Annotated in this window: 19 protein-coding genes; 17 read left to right on the forward strand and 2 right to left on the reverse strand. The window is 71.3% G+C overall.

Annotated elements, in window-relative coordinates:
- Positions 1-34: 34 nt before the first annotated feature.
- The 3 genes from LDL49_RS06895 (at position 35) to LDL49_RS06905 (ending at position 2786) form a co-directional block, all read left to right on the forward strand.
- On the forward strand, positions 35-964 hold the full coding sequence (locus LDL49_RS06895) for a UbiA family prenyltransferase (protein WP_225290081.1): 930 nt from the start codon (positions 35-37) through the stop codon (positions 962-964).
- A 216-nt stretch (positions 965-1180) separates the two neighbouring features.
- A complete protein-coding gene (locus LDL49_RS06900; RefSeq protein WP_225290082.1) occupies positions 1181-2137 on the forward strand; it encodes a sensor histidine kinase in 957 nt (318 codons plus the stop codon).
- A complete protein-coding gene (locus LDL49_RS06905) occupies positions 2118-2786 on the forward strand; it encodes a response regulator transcription factor (protein ID WP_225290083.1) in 669 nt (222 codons plus the stop codon). The genes LDL49_RS06900 and LDL49_RS06905 overlap by 20 nt, the downstream gene beginning before the upstream one ends.
- Positions 2787-2849: 63 nt before the next feature.
- On the opposite strand, the gene LDL49_RS06910 is transcribed toward LDL49_RS06905, so the two are convergent.
- Positions 2850-3815, reverse strand: coding sequence for an aldo/keto reductase (locus tag LDL49_RS06910; protein WP_225290084.1), 966 nt, complete (start codon positions 3813-3815; stop codon positions 2850-2852).
- 334 nt (positions 3816-4149) lie between these two features.
- Between LDL49_RS06910 and LDL49_RS06915 the strand changes: the two genes are divergently transcribed.
- The 3 genes from LDL49_RS06915 to LDL49_RS06925 all read left to right on the forward strand — a co-directional run bounded on the left by LDL49_RS06915 (position 4150) and on the right by LDL49_RS06925 (position 7568).
- Entirely contained in the window at positions 4150-4998 is an 849-nt protein-coding gene (locus tag LDL49_RS06915) for a metallophosphoesterase family protein (protein ID WP_225290085.1), read from the forward strand.
- Between the two features lie 2 nt (positions 4999-5000).
- Entirely contained in the window at positions 5001-5687 is a 687-nt protein-coding gene (locus LDL49_RS06920) for a 4'-phosphopantetheinyl transferase family protein (protein WP_225290086.1), read from the forward strand.
- Positions 5688-6056: 369 nt separating this feature from the next.
- Entirely contained in the window at positions 6057-7568 is a 1512-nt protein-coding gene (locus LDL49_RS06925; RefSeq protein ID WP_225290087.1) for an AfsR/SARP family transcriptional regulator, read from the forward strand.
- Here the strand turns inward: LDL49_RS06925 and LDL49_RS06930 are convergent.
- Positions 7484-9094 carry an FAD-dependent monooxygenase gene (locus LDL49_RS06930; protein ID WP_225290591.1) on the reverse strand — a complete coding sequence of 537 codons (1611 nt, stop codon included), beginning with the start codon at positions 9092-9094 and terminating at the stop codon, positions 7484-7486. The two genes, LDL49_RS06925 and LDL49_RS06930, sit on opposite strands and share 85 nt — an antisense overlap.
- On the opposite strand from LDL49_RS06930, the gene LDL49_RS58255 reads away from it, so the two are divergent.
- The 11 genes from LDL49_RS58255 to LDL49_RS06980 all read left to right on the forward strand — a co-directional run bounded on the left by LDL49_RS58255 (position 9041) and on the right by LDL49_RS06980 (position 18597).
- Positions 9041-9175 carry a hypothetical protein gene (locus tag LDL49_RS58255; protein ID WP_308016099.1) on the forward strand — a complete coding sequence of 45 codons (135 nt, stop codon included), beginning with the start codon at positions 9041-9043 and terminating at the stop codon, positions 9173-9175. The genes LDL49_RS06930 and LDL49_RS58255 overlap by 54 nt on opposite strands.
- Before the next feature lie 57 nt (positions 9176-9232).
- Positions 9233-10012: a 3-oxoacyl-ACP reductase family protein gene (locus tag LDL49_RS06935; protein WP_225290088.1), complete on the forward strand. Its 780-nt coding sequence runs from the start codon at positions 9233-9235 to the stop codon at positions 10010-10012.
- A 123-nt stretch (positions 10013-10135) separates the two neighbouring features.
- Complete coding sequence (locus LDL49_RS06940; protein ID WP_225290089.1) at positions 10136-10426, forward strand: acyl carrier protein; 291 nt, start codon at positions 10136-10138, stop codon at positions 10424-10426.
- Positions 10423-10992 (forward strand): 3-hydroxyacyl-ACP dehydratase FabZ, encoded by a 570-nt coding sequence (fabZ, locus tag LDL49_RS06945; protein WP_225290090.1) that lies wholly within the window; start codon positions 10423-10425, stop codon positions 10990-10992. Before LDL49_RS06940 ends, fabZ begins: the two co-directional genes overlap by 4 nt.
- A gap of 3 nt (positions 10993-10995) precedes the next feature.
- Positions 10996-12060 (forward strand): aminomethyl transferase family protein, encoded by a 1065-nt coding sequence (locus LDL49_RS06950; protein WP_225290091.1) that lies wholly within the window; start codon positions 10996-10998, stop codon positions 12058-12060.
- A 29-nt stretch (positions 12061-12089) separates the two neighbouring features.
- A complete protein-coding gene (locus tag LDL49_RS06955) occupies positions 12090-14387 on the forward strand; it encodes a beta-ketoacyl-[acyl-carrier-protein] synthase family protein (RefSeq protein WP_225290092.1) in 2298 nt (765 codons plus the stop codon).
- Positions 14384-15133, forward strand: coding sequence for a nitroreductase family protein (locus LDL49_RS06960; protein WP_225290093.1), 750 nt, complete (start codon positions 14384-14386; stop codon positions 15131-15133). The genes LDL49_RS06955 and LDL49_RS06960 overlap by 4 nt, the downstream gene beginning before the upstream one ends.
- Positions 15130-16371, forward strand: a complete 1242-nt coding sequence (locus tag LDL49_RS06965; protein ID WP_225290094.1) for an NAD(P)/FAD-dependent oxidoreductase — start codon at positions 15130-15132, stop codon at positions 16369-16371. The genes LDL49_RS06960 and LDL49_RS06965 overlap by 4 nt, the downstream gene beginning before the upstream one ends.
- Positions 16368-17234, forward strand: coding sequence for an alpha/beta fold hydrolase (locus LDL49_RS06970; protein ID WP_225290095.1), 867 nt, complete (start codon positions 16368-16370; stop codon positions 17232-17234). Before LDL49_RS06965 ends, LDL49_RS06970 begins: the two co-directional genes overlap by 4 nt.
- Positions 17235-17269: 35 nt before the next feature.
- A complete protein-coding gene (locus LDL49_RS06975; RefSeq protein ID WP_225290096.1) occupies positions 17270-18175 on the forward strand; it encodes an ACP S-malonyltransferase in 906 nt (301 codons plus the stop codon).
- On the forward strand, positions 18172-18597 hold the full coding sequence (locus tag LDL49_RS06980) for a holo-ACP synthase (RefSeq protein ID WP_225290097.1): 426 nt from the start codon (positions 18172-18174) through the stop codon (positions 18595-18597). The genes LDL49_RS06975 and LDL49_RS06980 overlap by 4 nt, the downstream gene beginning before the upstream one ends.
- Position 18598: the final 1 nt, after the last annotated feature.

Genomic DNA, 18598 nt, shown 5'->3' on the forward strand with positions numbered 1-18598 from the left:
TACCCGATCCCTTACTGCGGGCCACAATCCGGTCATGGTCAGCTTATCGGTGTCGAATCAAGCGCCAGGTGTCTCCGCCCTGCGATCCAGTGCGCGGGTGCTCCGGCTGTGCTTCGTCGAGGCCCGTCCTGCCGTGCTCGCCGTGTCCACCCTTCGATTCATGACCGGAGCCGTGCTCGCCCTTCCGGTCTCGCCGGTGCCGGAACCGGCGAAAGTGCTGCAGGGGGCCACCGCCTGGGTTCTGTCGATCTTCGCCATCTACCTGCTCAACGGCGTCACCGACGTCACGGAGGACCGGGTCAACGGGTCCGGCCGGCCGATCGCCCGCGGTGACCTGGCCCCGCGGGCGGCGGCCGCCGTCGCCGCCGTCGCCGCCGGTCTCTCGATCGCCGCGACCACCGGCCTGCCCCCGGCGCTGACCTGGATCGTCGGGCTCAACCTGGTGCTCGGCTACCTCTACTCGGCCCCGCCGTTCCACCTCAAGAGCGGCTCCGCGGGCACGGTCATGGTGCTGTGCGCGTCGGGGCTGCTGTCGTACTGGGGCGGGCTGACCGCCGTCACCGGCGGCGAGAGCTTGTCCACGCCGACGGGCCTGATCGTGTTCGCGGTCGCCGCGACCTGCTGGATGACGTTTGTGGGCGTACCCGCGAAGGATCTGTCCGACATCGAGGGAGACGCCGCGGCGGGCCGCCGGACCATCGCGGTGACCTGCGGAGAGCGGAGGTCACGTCATTTCATGTACGTCGCCGCGCTCACGCTGGCCGCCGCGCTCGGCGTGGCCGTCGTGTTCTTCCGCGTGCCGCTCGCCGGCGTCTGCCTCGCCATGGTGACGGGCACGGTCGCGGTGATCGCGGCGGGCCGATCGGCCGCCAAGGGCGGAAGTGATCAACAACGCCGGCCTTACAGGGCGTTCATGGCGACGCAGCACCTAGTTCACATTACCGCGCTGATCTCTAATATCTGACCTTATATGTTGCTTTGGTGGGGCACCTGCGAGATAGTTGGGGCACGCGCGTCCCATGGCCAAGGGGGCTCCTTGGATGCGGCATACGATGCTGAGAACGACCCTGCGAGATTCGTTGATGCTTGTCGAGAAGAAATCCTCAGGGAATTCGAGTCACAGCTCCAGGCCACCGGCAACGCTCTCTCCGCAGATCCGCGCGCCACGCACCAAGCCCTAATGACCGCCGAGTTCGTCCTCGACGATGTGGCGGCCACGCTCCGTGCCGGAAAAGTGCAGGTCAACGAGCTCTATAAGTTCCACGCATGGGAAGTCGGCACTACTCGCGCCTCGACCGGAGTTCATCCGAAGGCTTCTCTTGAGGCGGGCTCGCTTTTTTTCCGGGTAGCTCTGAGTCACCTCGCGCGACGAATAGCCGTCGAGGCCGACTCGCCGGCCGAAGCATTCACGCTCGTGGCCACCGGAATGGAGGAGAGCCTCTCCCGGCGAATCCGCGAGTCCGCCGAGAGCTATCACCGCTTCCTGCTCAACCAGGTGCAGGAGGCTCAGGGGGAGGAGCGCCGCCGCATCGCCCGTGAGCTGCACGATCGCATCGGCCATGGCATCAGCGTCGCGCACCAGCAGCTCGCCCTGGCGGAGGTGCACCGGGCCAGCGACCCGGCCAGGGCGGAGGTCAAGATCGGGGTCGCCCAGCAGGCCATCCAGGAAACGATGGAGAACCTGCGGCAGATAACCTCCGAGCTGCATCCCCAGGTTCCCGTACGGAGTCTGGAGAAGGCGTTGCTCGGTTTCCTGGAGGCGGTCGAGGACGATGTCGTGTCCGTCGGCCTCGATGTGAACGGTGACGAGTCATGGGCGGAGCCGAGGGTTCTCGACGAGGCGTTCCTCATCATCCGGGAGGCCGCCCGCAACGCCCTCAGCCATGCCGGGCCCTCGGTGATCCTCATGCGGGTGGACATCGCGCCGCACGAGCTCAGCGCGACCGTCCAGGACAACGGGCAGGGCTTCGACCCGACGTGCGCCCGCGAGCGCGGCGGTGTGGGCCTGACATCCATGCGGGAGCGCGCCGAGTTACTCGGGGGCAGCGTGGCCATCTCCAGCGCCCCCGGCAACGGCTGTCTCGTCGAGCTCCTCATCCCTCTCAAGAGACAGCCCCATGAACCGGACCGCGGGTAACACCAAGATCAGCGTCGCCATCGTGGACGACCATGCGCTCTTCCGGGAGGGCCTGCGCGAGATCCTCGAGGCTTCCGGAGAGATGAGCATCGTCGGCGAGGCCGGCGACTCCGCGACCGCGCTGGCCGTCGTCGTCGAGACCCGGCCCGACGTGGTCCTGCTCGACGTGGAGATCCCCGGTGACGAGGTGACCGAGACCGTCACCCGGATCCGGTGCCTGTCTCCGGAGACGCAGATCATCATCCTGAGCATGTACGACGGGCCGCAGCTCCTCACCAGGCTGCTGGCCGCGGGCATCCGCGGCTACCTGCTCAAGAGCGTCCACCGGCATGAGCTGATCGCGGCGATCAGGAGCGTGTACGAGGACCCGGCGCGGGTGGTGCTCGCGGTGTCGCGCCACAGCCTCGCGCACGTGGAGGGACCAGCGCCCGGCGTGCTGTCGCAAAAGGAGCAGGAGGTGCTCCAGCTGGCCGCCCAGGCGCTCAGCAACGGCCAGATCGCCCGCCGGCTCGGGCTCGCCGAGGCGACCGTGAAGCGGCACATGCGCAACATCTTCGTCAAGCTCAACGCCGTCTCCAGGATCGACGCCGTCAACAAGGCGCTCGCCGCGTCCCTGATCTCGCCCCAAAGCCGGAACGATCCCGACTGAGCCCGACCCCCGTGCCCAGTCGAGCCCTGAGCCCTGAGGTCAGTGCGCCGCTGGGCTTGGGGATCAGAGCAGGAGCGCGCCCGACTGGCGCGCGCCGCCGGCCGGGAGGATTTCGGCCAGCCGGTCGCGGATCTCGGGTGCCAGGCGTACACCGGAGGCGGCCAGGTTCATCTCCAGGTGCACCTGGTCGCGGGTGCTCGGCACGGGCACGACGTGATCGCCGTGGGAGAGCAGCCAGGCCAGCGCCAGCCGGCCGGCGCCCAGGTCGAGCTGGGCCGCCGCGGCCTCGATCTGCCGCAGCGGAGGCGTGCTCAGCCGCAGGTGCTCCTGCTGGAAGCGCGGGTCCTCGTGCCGCCAGTCGCCGGCGCCGAGCTGGAGCGGCGACCTGATCCGGCCGGTGAGGAAGCCCCGGCCGAGCGGGCGGGCGGCGACCACGCCGAGGCCGAGCCGCCGCGCCTCGTCGAGGAGCCCCGGCGGGGCGTACGGGCCCCAGAGCGAGTACTCGACGGCGAGCGCGGTGACGGGATGCACGGCATGCGCCCGCCGTACCTGGTCGACCGTGGCGTTGGTCAGCCCGAGATGGCGGATCCGGCCCGCCCGCACGAGCTCCGACAGCCGGGACATCGCCTCCTCCACCGGGACGCGGTCGTCCAGGCAGTGCAGGTAGTACAGGTCGACGCAGTCGACGCCGAGGCGTTGCAGCGACGCCTCGCAGGCCCGCTTCAGGTAGTCGGGGCTCGCGTCGAACTCGATCGGCTCGCCGGGGCCGCCGCGGCGCACGCCGCCGCGCGTCGAGACCACCACCTCGTCGCGCCGCCCGGCGATGGCGCGGCCCACGAGGCGTTCCACCTCTCCGGCGGCGTAGAAGTCGGCGGTGTCCAGGAGCGTCACGCCGCCGTCCAGGGCACGGCGGATCAGGCCGAGCGCCTCATCGCCGTCGATGGGGCCATAGGCGCCGCTGAGGGCCAGTGAGCCGAGTCCGATGTTCGAGATGTCCGGTCCATCCCGTCCCAGCCTCGTGTAACGCAATTGGACCGCCTTAGTGTGCCAATCGCAGACTGCTGCATTTCTATTGATACCTAGCATCCCTCAAAGGGTGGTCAAAGACCGGTCAAAGTCAGTTCTGGTGGTACGGATCGGCTTTGCGCTGAGGGGGAAGCTAGGTATTTATCCTCTTATGTATACGTTTTGCGGGACCCCCTGGATGACACGAGTTCTGCCCGTACCCGCTGAGCTGGGAACTCCTTCGGAGATGTCCCTGACCTGCGACGACCCCTAGGCGTCCCCCTACTTCCGAGGATCGCGCCCCATAAAGTAGTTAAGTGTGCTTTCGCAGAGATATGCTGCTGTATAAGCTGTGCTGGTGGTCCTTGGAAGCGCGGGTGGTGGGAGGTTGCTGGCGGTCAGCGACCTCCATGTGGGCTTCTCGGAGAACAGGACCGTCGTCCAGAACCTCTTTCCGTATTCGGATGACGACTGGCTGCTGATCGCCGGAGATGTCGCCGAGCGGTTCGCCGACATCGAATGGGCGCTGACCCTTCTCAAGAGCCGTTTCTCCACGGTCGTCTGGACGCCCGGAAACCACGAGCTGTGGACGCCGCGCGACGATCCGATCCAGTTACGGGGCGAACACCGCTACCTCGCTCTGGTGGAGATGTGCCGGGGCCTCGGCGTGCTGACGCCGGAGGATCCCTATCCGGTCTGGACGGGACCCGGCGGTCCGGTGACCGTCGCTCCGCTATTCCTGCTCTACGACTACACCTTCGGCGCGAACGGCGCGGGCAAGCGCCTGGCCCTGGAACGCGCGCACGAGGCGGGCGTCGTCTGCACGGACGAGTATCTGCTGCACCCGGACCCCTACCCGACTCGCGACGCCTGGTGCCGGGCGCGGCTCGCGGAGACCCGGCGCCGCCTCGGCGAGCGGGATCCGCGCCTGCCCACCGTCCTGGTCAACCACTATCCGCTCGTCCGCGAGCCGACCCGGATCCTGCGGCACCCGGAGTTCGCCCTGTGGTGCGGCACCGAGCGGACCGCCACCTGGGCCCGGCACTATGACGCGGCCGCGGTCGTCTACGGGCACCTGCACATCCCTCGCACGACGTTCCACGACGGGGTGCGCTTCGAAGAGGTCTCTCTGGGCTATCCGCGCGAGTGGGTCCCGCGCGGGCGCACCGGCGGCCCGCTCAGGACCGTACTCCCAGCTCCGGAGTGAACATGATCGAGCACATCCTGCCCGCGACGGTCAAGGCGTACGACACCTTCGACGACCCGCCCGGGACGACGCTCTTCCCGGAGGAGGAACGGCTGATCGCGCGGGCCGTGGACAAGCGGCGCAGGGAGTTCACGACGGCGCGGCTGTGCGCGCGCAAGGCGATGGAGCGGCTCGGCGTGGCGCCGGTGCCCGTGCTGTCGGGGCTGCGCGGCGAGCCGCTGTGGCCGCCGGGCGTCATCGGGAGCATCACCCACTGCGCCGGCTACCGGGCCGCCGCGCTCGCCCAGGCGGCGGGGACGATCGGCATCGACGCCGAGCCCGATGAGCCGCTGGCCGAAGGCGTCGTGGCGGCCATCTCGCTGCCGCAGGAGCGCGACATGCTCCGCGCTCTGTCCGCCGAGCAGCCGGGGGTGAGCTGGGACCGGCTGCTGTTCTGTGCCAAGGAGTCGGTCTACAAGGCGTGGTTCCCGCTGGCGAAGCGGTGGCTCGACTTCCAGGAGGCGGCCATCACGGTGGACCCGGTGCGGCGTACGTTCACCGCGCGCCTCCTCGTGCTCGGGCCCCGCTGGCAGGGGCGGCGGCTGGGCGGCTTCACCGGCCGGTGGATGACCGGCAACGGCCTGATCGTGACCGCCATCGCCGTCCTGGCCCCGCAGCCGGCCGTTCAGAGCAGCGGTCAGGCGCGGTGAACTTTCCGCTGGAATGCGAAAGGCCATCACACCATTCGGTGTGATGGCCTTTCGCAATCCGGGGTGCAACGGCGGAAGAACTGTGCATCGCCTCCCGAGCGGACAAAGTGCCGGTCAATCCGTCTGAGTTGAATCCTAGGACCGCCGGAATAAGTTTCCGACCCCTAGGTGACCCCTGGAGACGACCATGGGGTGCCGATTCGGCGCCACCCCTATCGAGCGGGGTCGGCATGCCGTCAGGGGCCGCTTAGGGGTGACTTGGCCCGGGAGCCGTTACTAGCTTTGTGAGTAGTGCATATCCCGAGTTATCGGCGGGAGAGATTCCCACATGGCGCGACAATATCTTCATCTGGCCGGGACGGAACGCTGATGGCACTCGAATTCCACGTCCTCGGCCCGCTCCGGGTGTTCGACGACGGCGAAGAGCTGCAGATCTGCGCGAACAGGGAGCTGGCGATCCTGGCCAGCCTGGTCCTGAACGCCAACCGGGTCGTCAGCGTCGACCGGCTGATCGAGACCGTCTGGGCCGGCTCGGCACCGCAGAGCGCGGGCCGGCAGGTCGCCATCTGCGTGTCGCGGCTGCGCAGGACCCTCGGCGCCGCGGCGATCGAGACCTCCAGCCCCGGCTACCTGCTGCGGGTCGCGGCCGACGACATCGACTGGCTCCGCTTCGGGGCGCTGGTGGCGCGGGCGCGCGGCCAGGCGGCGGGCGGGGCGCGCGAGGACGCCGTCCTGCTGCTGCGCGAGGCGCTCGCGCTGTGGCGGGGCAACCCCTTCGAGGACATTCGCGGCCTGCGGTACGACGTGGCGCGGATGGAGGAGTCCCGTCTGGAGGCCCTGGAGGCGTGCCTTGAGCTGGAGATCGACCTGGGGCACCATCACCGGGTGATCCCCGAACTGCTGGCCCTCGTGGCGGAATGCCCGTTCCGGGAGCGGGTCCGGGCCCAGCTCATGCTGGCGCAGTACCGGGCCGGCCGGCGGGCCGAGGCGCTGCGCACCTACCAGGAGACGCGCCGCTACCTGCTGGAGCAGATCGGCCTCGAACCGGGCCCCGCCCTGCGGCGGCTGCACGACCAGGTCCTCCGCGACGAGTCCGGGCTCATGCGGCCCGCCGCCCCCCGGCCGTCCGGCGCGGGGCCGGTCGTACCGTCGCAGCTGCCCCCGCAGGTGCTGCCGTACGTCGGCCGCACGGGCGAGCTCGCCGCGCTGGACGCGGCGCTGCGGCCCGAGCCGGAGGTGGCGGTGCCGGGCACGATGGTCCTGAGCGGGCCGCGCGGGGTGGGCAAGTCGGCGCTGGCCCTGCGCTGGGCGCACGGCAGGATCGACTGGTTCCCGGACGGGCAGCTGTACGCCGACATGCGCGGCGTGTCCGCCGCCGCGGTCGTCGACCGGTTCCTGCGGGCGCTCGGCGTGCCCGCCCAGGACATCCCCCTCGACCCCGCCGAGAAGCTGGCGCTCTACCGCAGCTGTACGGCGCGCAGGCGGCTGCTCGTGGTGCTGGACGACGTCAAGGACAGCGCCCAGGTGCTGCCGCTGCTCCCCGGCGGCGCGAACTGCCGGGTGATCGTCACCAGCGCCGACCCGCTCGACGACCTCGTGGCCAGGCAGGGCGCGCACCGAGAGTTCGTCCGCCCGCTCCCGGCCGAAGCGGCGCGGGAGCTCGCCGACATGCTCGTCGGCGCGCCCTACACCCCGACCGTGGCCCAGGCCGTCACCGACCTGGTCGCCACCTCGTCAGGGAACCCCCTGTCCGTACGCCTCGGGGCCGCGCAGATGCGTTCGCGGGCGCGCCACCATCACGACCTGGCCAGGATGGCGCCCAACGCGCCGGCCAGCGCGGCCTGCGACGCCGCGCCGCCGGGCGAACGCCAGCCGACATGACCGTCAGGGCGGACCAGCACGGCACCGGTGTCGCCGACGCCGTACTCGTCCGCCCAGGTCGGGGAGGTGAGCGGGGCGTCGGGCTCGCTCTCGCTCGCGCGGGAGATCTCGACGACGGACAGCGTGACCCCGAGCCGGTGCGCCGCCTCCTTGGCGGGCTGGACCCACCCGCTGCCGGTCGGGGTCATGAGGGTGAAGGCCGGGCCCAGCAGGTCGAGCGTCGACACCCTGCCTTCCCGGGAGGTCAGCCAGACGTGGGGGGCGCGGTGGCCGGGGCGGGCCGTCGGGACGTAGGTCCGGTAGGGATCCGCCGGCGCCGGGTCCGGCGTGCCGTCGGGCACCACCGCGGCCGACTCGTAGTGGAAGCCCAGGATCAGGCCCTCGGAGCTGCGGCGCTCGGCCTGCTGCTCGATCGCCTGGCCCATCGACAGCCGCCCTTGCATCATGCGCAGGGTGATCAGGGCGTTGGTCAGGCTCTCGTCCACCGTCCTGACGGCTATGGGGCGGCGCTCGACCTCGTACGTGGCCAGCAGCTCCGCATCGGCCGTCCCGGTGAGGACGGCGGCCAGCTTCCAGGCGAGATTGTGCGCGTCCTGGATGCCGCAGTTCATCCCGAACCCGCCCTGCGGAGTGGTCGCGTGCGCGGCGTCGCCGGCCAGGAAGACCGGGCCGCCGCGGAACCCGGTCGCCACCACCGCCTGCTGCAGCCACGGCATGACCCCGACGATGGTGACGGGCAGGTCGGGGAGGCCGACGGCCGAGCGTACCGCCGCCACGCACGCCTCCTCGGTGAAGTCGGCCGCGCTGCCGCCGGCGCTCGGGTCGTAGCCGGTCTGGATCATCCAGCGCCGCTTGTTGTCGACCGCCTCCACCGCGCACGGCGGGTCGCTGCGCAGGAACGACAGCGCCACCCGGCGGTCGGCGGGCAGCGCGCCGAGGTCGGCGTCGAACATGACGCTGACCATGTGCCCCAGCGGCGGCGGCCCCACGACCTCGATCCCGAGCCGCTCCCGGATCCCGCTGCGGCTCCCGTCGGCCGCCACGAGATAGCGCGCCCGGACGAGCACCGATCCGCCATCGGGCGTGGTCGTGGGCTCGATGGTCGCCGTCACGCCGTCGGCGGTGCTGTGGAAATCCGTCATGGCGGTCGCGAAGCGGACGTCGGACCGCGGGTGGGACTCGGCGACCCGGCGGAGGATCACTTCGAGGATGTCCTGGGAGCAGAGGTAGGTGTAGGTGGGGCTCTGCGGCGCGTCTCGGTCGATCGCCGCCGCGGCCCGGACGAAGTCATCGGAAGCCAGCGAGGTGCCGACGCCGACCGCCAGCACGTCCTCGCGGGGCATACCCGCGCTCTCCACCTCCTCGGCGATTCCCCAGGCGCGGAAGATTTCCATGGTTCTGGTGGAAATGAGGCGCGCTTTCGGGAAAATCGCCGTCCCTGGGTGCCTCTCCACGAGAAGGGAGGATATTCCGTGACGGGAGAGCTCGATGGATGCCGCCAGGCCGACCGGCCCGCCACCGACGATAAGAACCTCAACATCGACCTCGTGCATGTTGTTAGCGTCGTATATCTGCTTATCGCCGTCAATGCAGGGATAACCGGATGATACAGGCGTGATACACGCCTTTAGTAGCTTTATCGGTGCAGGTACCAATTGTTTGGTATGCGCATTGTCAAACCCCTGGAGACGATGATGCTCTTTGCCGAAGGCTCCGTGGCCCTGGTTACGGGCGGGTCGCGCGGCATCGGCCGGGCGGTCGCGCTCGACCTGGCCCGGGAGGGTGCCCACGTCGTGGTCAACTACGCCCGTTCGGAGGCGGACGCCGAGGAGGTCGTCGCCCTGATCGGGAAAGAGGGCGGCAGCGCGACGGCCGTGCGGGCCGACGTCACGGACGAGGCCGAGGTACGGCGGATGTTCCAGGGCGTACGAGCCGACCACGGCCGCCTGGACGTGCTGGTGACGAGCGCCGGCATCACGCTGGACCGCTATCTCGTCGCCATGAGCCTGGCGCAGTTCCGCGAACCCATCGACACCAACGTCACCGGCACCTTCCTGACCTGCCGGGAGGCGCTGCGCATCATGCAGCACCAGCGGCGGGGCGCGATCGTGACCGTGTCCTCTACCAGCGGGCTGGACGGCGGCTTCCCCGGCCAGACGAACTACGTGGCCTCCAAGGGCGCGATCATCGCCTTCACCCAGGCGCTGTCGAACGAGGCGGCCCCGCACGGGATCCGGGCCAACGTGGTGGCGCCCGGGTTCGTGAGCACCGATATGACGCGCAAGGTGCCCGCCAAGATCAGGAAGGACTACGAGACGCGTATCCGGCTGGGCCGCATGGGCCGGCCGGAGGAGATCGCGACGATCGTGAGCTTCCTCGCCTCCGACAAGGCGTCGTACATGTCCGGCGCGGTGGTGGTCGCCCACGGCGGCGGTCTCGGCTGACCGCCTGCTGAGCCCACCCACTTGCTGAGCCCACTCACCTGCTGAGCCCACCCGCTGTGAGCCGATCCCGCCACGAACCAGTCCCCGACCGCAAGCCCCTGTCACGAGGCACATGGAGGATGGATGACCCTCGACCAGCTCCGCGCGAAGGCCGCCGAGCGCCGGCAGACGTGCACCCAGATCAAGAAGATGATCGTGTCCCGGCTCGACCTGGAGATCGAGCCGGACTGGATCACCGACGACCAGCCGCTCTTCGGGCGCGGCCTCGAACTCGACAGCCTCGACGTCCTGGAGTTGTACGTCGCCATCGAGGCCGAGTTCGGCGTGGCGCTGTACGACAGCGAGATGGCCGTCTTCGGCTCGGTCTCGCGGCTGGCGGACGAGGTCAACCCCGCTTTGCGGGCCACGCCATGACCATCGGCGCCACCCAGCTCGCCTCGGCCACGGCGGCCGCCACGGCAGCGGGCACGGCGGCGGCCTCGGCTGCGGCGGAAGCCGCTACGGCGCAGGTGGTCAGGTCGGCGGCCACGGCGACCGGGCTGAACCATGACCAGATCAGGCAGGTGCTCCCGCACCGCTGGCCGATGCTCCTGCTCGACCGGGTCAGCAGGGTGGAGCCGGGCGTCAAGGGCACCGCGACCAAGAACGTCGCCGGGACCGAACTCTGGTTCCAGGGCCACTTCCCGACCGCGGCCGTGCTGCCCGGCATCGTGATCATCGAAGCGCTGGCCCAGCTCGCCGGGGTGGTCTTCGCCCTGGCGGGCGCGAGCGAGATCAGTTACCTGGCCGGGGTCAGGTCGATGCGGTTCCGCCGTCCCGTCGTCCCCGGCGACCAGCTGATCCTGTCAGCCGAGCGGACCGGGGGCGGCGCCGGGTTCGCCGAGTACCGGGTGTCGGCGCGGGTGGACGGCCAGGTCGCCGCCGAAGGAAACCTCACGATCGCCGATCCGGCGGGTCAACGTTCCGTACGAAAGGTGTGAAGCATGGCTACCGTCCTCGCGAACCTGCATCCGGAGGGCACCGTTTACGGCGAGGTGGGCGACAGCTCGGTCCCGCTGCGCTTCTCGGAGTCGGCCGATGAGTACCGGGTGCTCAGGGAGCGCGCCGCCGTCCTCGACCTGGGCGGGAACCGCCTCATCGAGATCACCGGGCCCGCGGCCGTGGACTTCGCGCAGCGGCTGCTCGCCCGCGACGTGGAGTACCTCACCTCGGAGCGCTGCATGATGAGCCTGGTCCTGGACGAGTCCGGGCAGGTCGTCGACCAGGTGCTGGCCTTCGGCCGGGAGAACGGGATCCTGCTGGAGAGCTCCTGCGGCGCCGGTACGCGCCTGCTGGAGCACCTGGAGGAGCACAACGACGAGGGCGTGGTGATCACCGACCGGTCGGCCGACCTCACGGTCCTGGCCCTGGAGGGGCCGTACGCCTGGGGCGTGGTCGGGCGGCTGATCGACGGCGAGCTGGCCTCGCTGCCGTTCGAGTCGGTGGTGGAGACCGAGTGGAACGGCACCGAGATCATCTTCGCCCGGACCGGCTTTACCGGCGAGTACGGCTACCAGATGATCGTGCCCGTCGAGGCCGCGGCCGAGCTGTGGTGCCAGGCGCTGGAGCACGCGGGCGCGGCCGGCCAGGAGGCCCTGGAGCTGGCCATGCTGGAGGTACGCCAGCCGATCCCGCGCCACGAGGCGACGGCTGGGGCGAGCGTGATCGAGATCGGCGCCAACTGGCTGGTCGACGTCACCAAGGACGAGTTCGTCGGCAGGGACGCGGTGCTGGCGGCGTTCGAGTCGGGCCAGGGCCGCCGCACGGTCGGCTTCACCGGCGGCGACGCCATCCCTGAGGCGGGCGCCAGGGTGCTGGCGGGCGGCCAGGACATCGGCGAGGTGGTGCACGCGGTACGCAGCGCCGGTCTGGGCGCCACGCTCGGGCTGGCCAGGGTCGACGCCGAACTGGCCGCCGCCGGGCTGGAGTTCACCGTGGACGGCGTCGAGGTGACCACGTTGACCAGCCCGTACATCGTGCCCAAGAGCTGGAGCATCCCGATCATCTGATCGGCCGGCCTTCTGAGAGGGAGAGAAGCATGGCGCTGCGGCCTGTCGTCGTCACCGGCCTGGGCATCATCTGTGCGATCGGCCGCGATCCCGCGGAGTTCTGGCAGCGGCTCATGGCGGGCACCGGCGGTCTCACGCCGGTCCTGGACGAGTCCTTCGCGGTGTTCGAGGCGCGGCACGCGGGCCAGGTGCCCGACGAGTGGATCGACGGGGGGCTACCGGACTCCGATGCCGGCCTGGACCGCACCGCCCGGCTCGCGCTGATCGCCGCCCGCCAGGCGATCGAGCAGGCGGGCCTGGCCGGGGCGGACCCCGACCGGTTCGGCATCATCCTGGGCAAGTGCCAGGCGACCCCCGACGCCGCGGGCCGCTACCAGCCCATGCACCGCACCGAGGACGTGGTCGCGGACCGGCTCGGCATGCGCGGCCCGCGCATCCTGGTGTCCACCGCCTGCGCGGCGGGCGGCAACGCCGTCGGGCTGGCCAAGGACAAGATCCTCACCGGTGAGGCCGACGTCGTCCTGGCCGGGGGCGTGGACCCGCTGCTCTTCGGCACGTACGCGGGCTTCGCCGGGCTCAAGGCATTGAGCACCGGCCCGTGCCGGCCGTACAGCCACTCCGACGGGCTCAACCTCGGGGAGGGGGCGGCGTTCCTGCTGCTGGAGCCGCTGGACCGGGCGCTCGCGAGAGGCGCCACGCCGTTGGCGGAGGTCGCCGGCTACGGCCTGTCGGCCGACGCCTACCACGCCACCGCGCCTGACCCCACCGGGCGGGGAGGGGCGAGCGCGGTACGGCGGGCGCTCGCGGACGCGGGCCTGACCACGGACGACGTGGGCTACGTGAGCGGCCACGGCACCGGCACCCCCGCCAACGACGCCATGGAGGCCAAGGTCATGCGGGTGGTGTTCGGCGAGCGGGCCGGGCGGGTCCCCACCAGCAGCATCAAGTCGTTCGTCGGCCACACGCTGGGCGCCGCGGGCGCGGTGGAGGCCGTCGCGAGCGTGCTGGCCCTGCGGCACGGCACCGCGCCGCCCACCATCGGCTTCGCCGAGGACGCCGTACCGGGTGACCTGGACTTCGTGCCCAACGTGGCGCGGGAGCTGCCGATCGACACCGTCGTGTCGAACAACTACGCGTTCGGCGGCAACAACGTCTCGCTGGTGCTGACGACGCCGCGGGCGGCGCGGGAGTACGACGAGCTGCCGGCGGCGGCGGCCGTGATCACCGGGCTGGGACCGGTCACCGGGCTGGGCACCGGCATCGGCGAGGTGGCCGAGGCGATCGTCACCGGGCGCCAGGCGGCCGGGCGGCCGCCGTCGCTCGACGGGCGGACGTTCGCTCCGCGCTCGCTGTGGCGGCACATGAACCACCTGTCCAGGATGGCGATCGCCGCGTCCCGGCTGGCCTGGGAGGACGCCGGGCTGCAGCTGCCCAGGAAGGAGCTCGACGACGTCGGGCTGGTGTTCGCCACGGGCGCCGGGTCGGCGGAGAGCACCGGCGGGTTCGACGAGAGCATCGCCGCCAACCCGAACAAGCCGGCCGTGCTGAGCTTCTCCAATGTCGTGCTGAACGCCACCGGCGGCGCGGTCTGCCAGACGCTCGGCCTGCGCGGGCCCACCACCACGATCTGCAACGGCGGCGCCTCGGCCTCGATCGCCCTCGACTGCGCGCTGGAGATGATCAGGGTGGGCAAGGCGGACGTGGTGCTGGTGGTCGCGGCGGACGAGACGGTCGCCACGACCGCCGTCGACGCCGTGGTGTCGCCGTACGACCGGCGGCATTCCGGCACGGTTCCCGGGTCGGCGGCGGTGGCCTTCGTGGTGGAGTCGGCCGAGCACTGCGCGAGACGCGGCGGCCGGCCGTACGCGCGGGTCATGGGGACCGGCCACGCGAGCGGCGGGAACCCGACCACGACCGACCCCACCACGACAGGCCAGGCGGTCGGCGGGGACCTGGTCGCGCGGGTGCTCGCCCGGTTGCCCGGTGCCCGGCCCGAGCTGGTGGTCGGTGCGGGCACCGGGGTTCCGGACGACGCCGAGGAGGCGGCCGTGGTGCTGGCCGCCCTGCCCGGCGCGGTGCTCACCACGTCGGCGGGACTGACCGGCGACTGCCAGGCCGCCACCGGCGCGATGAACATCGCCATGGCCGCCCTGGCGATCCGTGACTGCATCGCGCCCGCCCTCACCGGGCTTGTCGAGCCGCACGCGGGCGATCCGGCCTCGTACGTGACCAAGCCGGACCTGCCCGACCCGATCGGCCAGGCGCTGGTGCTGACCGCCGCGCCCGGCTCGGTGCGCGGCGCCGTACTCCTGGGGGCGGCGTCGTGACTGTGACCCTGGGTCCCGCGCAGGCACCCCCCTTCGACGTGGCCGAGACGGACCGGCTGCTGACCACCACCCGCTCCGTGCGGCGGCGGCTCGACCTGGACCGGCCCGTGCCCCGCGAGGTCGTACAGGAGGCCCTCCAGGTCGCCGTCCAGGCCCCGACCGCCAACAACCACCAGAACTGGCGCTGGCTGGTGATCACCGACCCGGCGGTCAAGGAGCGGATCGCCGAGATGATCTCGACCTCCTGGACGTTCCATCGCAACGACATGTGGACGAACGCCGGCAGACGCCGTAACAACCGGCAGGCCCGCAAGAACTACGACTCGGCCGAGGCGCTGGTCGAGACCATCGGGCGGGTGCCCGTCCTGGTCATGCCCTGCGTCCTGGGCCGCCCGCCGGACATCGAGGCCATCAACACGGCCTGGGACCGGCGGATGGCCGACAAGGTCCCCGAGGACCCGGGACACCTGGTCCAGCACGGCCCGATGCGGGCGAGCATCTTCTACGGCTCCATCTTCCCGGCGATCTGGTCGTTCCAGCTGGCGCTGCGCAGCCGGGGCCTCGGCAGCACGATCACCTGCATGCACGTCCCCCACGAGCGCCAGGTGGGCGAGCTGCTCGGCATCCCGACCGGGGTCACCCAGGTGTGCCTGATCCCGGTCGCCTACACGCTCGGCACCGAGTTCCGGCCGGCGGATCGGTACGGGGCCCACGAACGTACGTACTGGGAAAGGTGGGAGGCATGACCGTCGACTACGCCGACGTCGTCATTGCCGGAGGCGGCATCGCGGGCGCCTCGGCGGCCTGCAAGCTGGCCGCCGGCGGGCTGTCCGTCGTGCTGCTGGAGAAGCAGGAGGAGTACCGGGACCTGGTCCGCGGCGAGTGGCTGGCCCCCTGGGGGATCAGGGAGGCGCAGCGGCTGGGCGTCTACGACTGCTTCGGGGCGGGCGGCGGCTGGGAGATCCGGGAGTGGATGACCTGGGACGAGGCCGTCACCGAGGACGAGGTCGAAGCGGTGGACATGACCCGCTTCATCCCCGGCATCGGCGGGCCGATGTCGTTCCCGCACCACCAGGTGTGCGAGCTGATGGCGGCGCAGGCCGTGGACAGCGGCGCCCGGCTGGTGCTGGACGCGGCCCGGGTCACCGTGACGCCGGGCCGCGAGCCCGTGGTGACCTACCAGACCGCCGAGGGTCCGCAGGAGATCCGGGCCAGGATGGTGCTCGGCGCCACCGGCCGGGGCAACACCGTCGGCCGCCAGATCGGCGTCCGGATGCGCAACTCCATGCATCACTGGGGCGGCGGCATGATGGTCGAGGGCATGGACGGCTGGCCCGCCGACGTCCAGGCCATGGGCACCGAGGGCGACGTCATGTTCATGGTGTTCCCGCAGGGCTACGGCCGGGCCCGCCTCTACCTGAACTTCCCCACGGTCAACAAGCTCCGCTACCGCGGCCCCGGCGGCGTCGAGCGCTTCCTGGCCGCCTTCGAGCTCGACTGCCTGCCCGACAGGGGCAAGGCGGTGACCGAGGCCGTACCGGCGGGGCCGCTGTCGGTGTGGCCGTCGGTGTCCAGCGTCCCCGAGGGGCCGCCGCTGACCGAGGGCGTGGTGCTGATCGGCGACGAGGCCGGCAACGCCGACACCGTGCTCGGCACCGGGCTCTCCTGCGCGCTGCGCGACTCCCGTACCGTCTGCGACATCCTGCTCGGCGGCGACGACTGGTCGCCCGCGGCGTTCGCGCCCTACCTGGAGGAGCGGGACTTCCGCCTGGAGCGCCTCGACTTCGGCGCGTCGATCATCAGCAGGCTGCACGTGGAGTTCGGGCCCGCCGCCACGGAGCGGCGGCGCCGGGTCCGCAAGCTCATGGCCAAGAACTTCGCCGCGCAGGTGACCGGGCTGCTCAACATGGTCGCCCCCGAGGACGTGCCCGAGTTCGGTTTCAGCGAGTTCTTCGCCGAGCGGTTGTTCAGGGAGACGGCATGAACAAGAAGAGGATCCAGGTCAACGACGTCGAGCTCGCCTACGTGGACGAGGGCGAAGGCGATCCCGTCATCCTGCTCCACGGCTTCCCCGACTCCTCCTACCTGTGGCGGCACCAGATCCCGGCCCTGGTCGAGGGCGGCTTCCGGGTGATCGCGCCGGACCTGCGCGGGTTCGGCGACTCCGGCAAACCGCAGGAGATCGAGGCGTACGGGATGCAGACGATCGTCAACGACGTCGTCGCCCTGACCATGAAGCTCGGCATCCGCCGGCCGCACATCGTCGGCCACGACTGGGGCGCGGCCATCGCCTGGATGTACGCCTTCCTGATGCCCCGCAGGCTCGACCACCTCGCGGTGCTGTCGGTCGGGCACCCGGGCGTCTTCGCCACTCCTTCGCTGGAGCAGCGGGCGGCCTCCTGGTACATGCTCTTCTACCAGTTCCCCGGCGTGAGCGAGGAGCTGCTGCGGCGCAACGGGTGGCGGCTGTTCAAGGAGATCATGGGCCGCGACGGCGACTACGACCGCTACCTGCGCGACCTGGCCCGGCCCGGCGCCCTGACGGCGGGCCTGAACTGGTACCGCGCCAACCGCTCGCCCGAGGCCGAGCTGCGCCCGGCCCGCCCCTTCCCGCCCGTGCTGGCGCCCACGCTCGGCATCTGGGGAGCGGGGGACAAGGCGCTGCTGGAGGAGGGCATGTCGGCCTCCGGCAAGTACGTGAAGGGGCCGTGGCGCTACGAGCGCGTCGAGGACGCGGGCCACTGGCTCCCGCTCGACGCCCCCGATGAGGTGAACAAGCTGCTCCTCGGCTTCCTCGGCACCGAGCAGGCCGCGCACGAGGAGAGGCGACCGCGCAGGCGGCTGTAGGCGAAAGGGAGTTTGGGCGAAAGGAGTGCTGCGCAATGCTTGGATTTCTCTTCCCAGGACAAGGCACGGTCCGTGTCGGTATGGGTGCGTGGCTGCGTCGCCGACCCGTGGCGCGAGCGCGGCTCGACGAGGTTGACGCGCTGCTCGCACAGCCCATCACCCCGCTGTGCGCTCGCGGGCCGCTGGAGCGGCTGGTGGCGACCGAGCACGCGCAGGTCGCGGTGACCGCGTGCAACCTGGCGGCGCTGGCGGTGCTGCTGGAGGAGGGATTCGAGCCGCTCGTGGTCGCCGGGCACAGCGTCGGCGAGCTGAGCGCGCTGCACGCGGCGGGCGTGCTCACGCTCGCCGACACCGTACGGCTGGTCGAGCTCAGGTCCCGGCTGATGGCCGAGGTCGGCGTCACGGGCGGGATGCACGCGGTGATGGGGCTGCCGGTCGAGGAGGTCGAGGCACTGGCCGCCGAGGCGGGCTCCGCGGACGAGCCGCTGGTCGTGGGCCTGGAGAACGCGCCGGGCCACGTGGTGGTCTCCGGCGCGCTGCCGGCCCTGGACCGGCTGGGCAAGCTCGCCACGCGGGCCAGCAAGATCGTGCCGCTGCGGGTGGGCAACGCCTTCCACTCACCGCTGATGGCGGCAGCCGTCCCCGCCTGGGCCGAGGCGGTGCGGGCCGCCCCGATGAGCGCGCCCCTCGTGCCCGTGGTCCCGAACGTGACCGGCGAGCCCACCACCGACCTCGCCACGCTCAGGGACGCGCTGGTCGCCCAGCTCACCGGGCGGGTCCGGTGGACGGACACGGTGAGCGCCGTGGAGGAGTTCGCCCCCGGCGTCGAGGTGGGCGACAGCAAGGTGCTCGCGGGCCTGTCGCGCCGGGCGGGCGCGCGCTGCCTGAGCCTGGCCGAGCCCGCCACCCTCCGGCGATTGTCCAGGGAGATCGCGGCATGAACCGGTGGGGCAGCGCGATGGTCGGCTTCGCCGGGCTCTCCCGGCCTCAGGAACTGGTCGGCGACATGCGCCTCGAAGAGGTGTACACGGCGGCCGAGCGCCTCCGGTCCGGGTACGGCCGCACGCTCCAGCACTGGGCCGGGCGTCTGGCGGGCAAGTACGCGGTGCTCCGCCTCCTCGGTGTCTCCGCCACGGCCGAGCACCTCGGCCAGGCGGAGGTGCTGCCCCGGCCCACCGCCAACTGCGCGAAGACCGCCGTCTGCCACACCGGGCACCCGCCGGCCGTCCGGCTCGCCGGGGCGCTGCGCGCGGCGGCGGGGCCCGGCCAGCAGATCCGGCTCTCGCTCAGCCACACCGACGGCAAGGTGCTCGCGGTGGCCGTCGCCTCCGCGCGCCTGCCCGAAGACGAAGACGAGGCATGAC

The organism is Nonomuraea aurantiaca (assembly GCF_020215705.1).
GTDB lineage: Bacteria > Actinomycetota > Actinomycetes > Streptosporangiales > Streptosporangiaceae > Nonomuraea > Nonomuraea aurantiaca.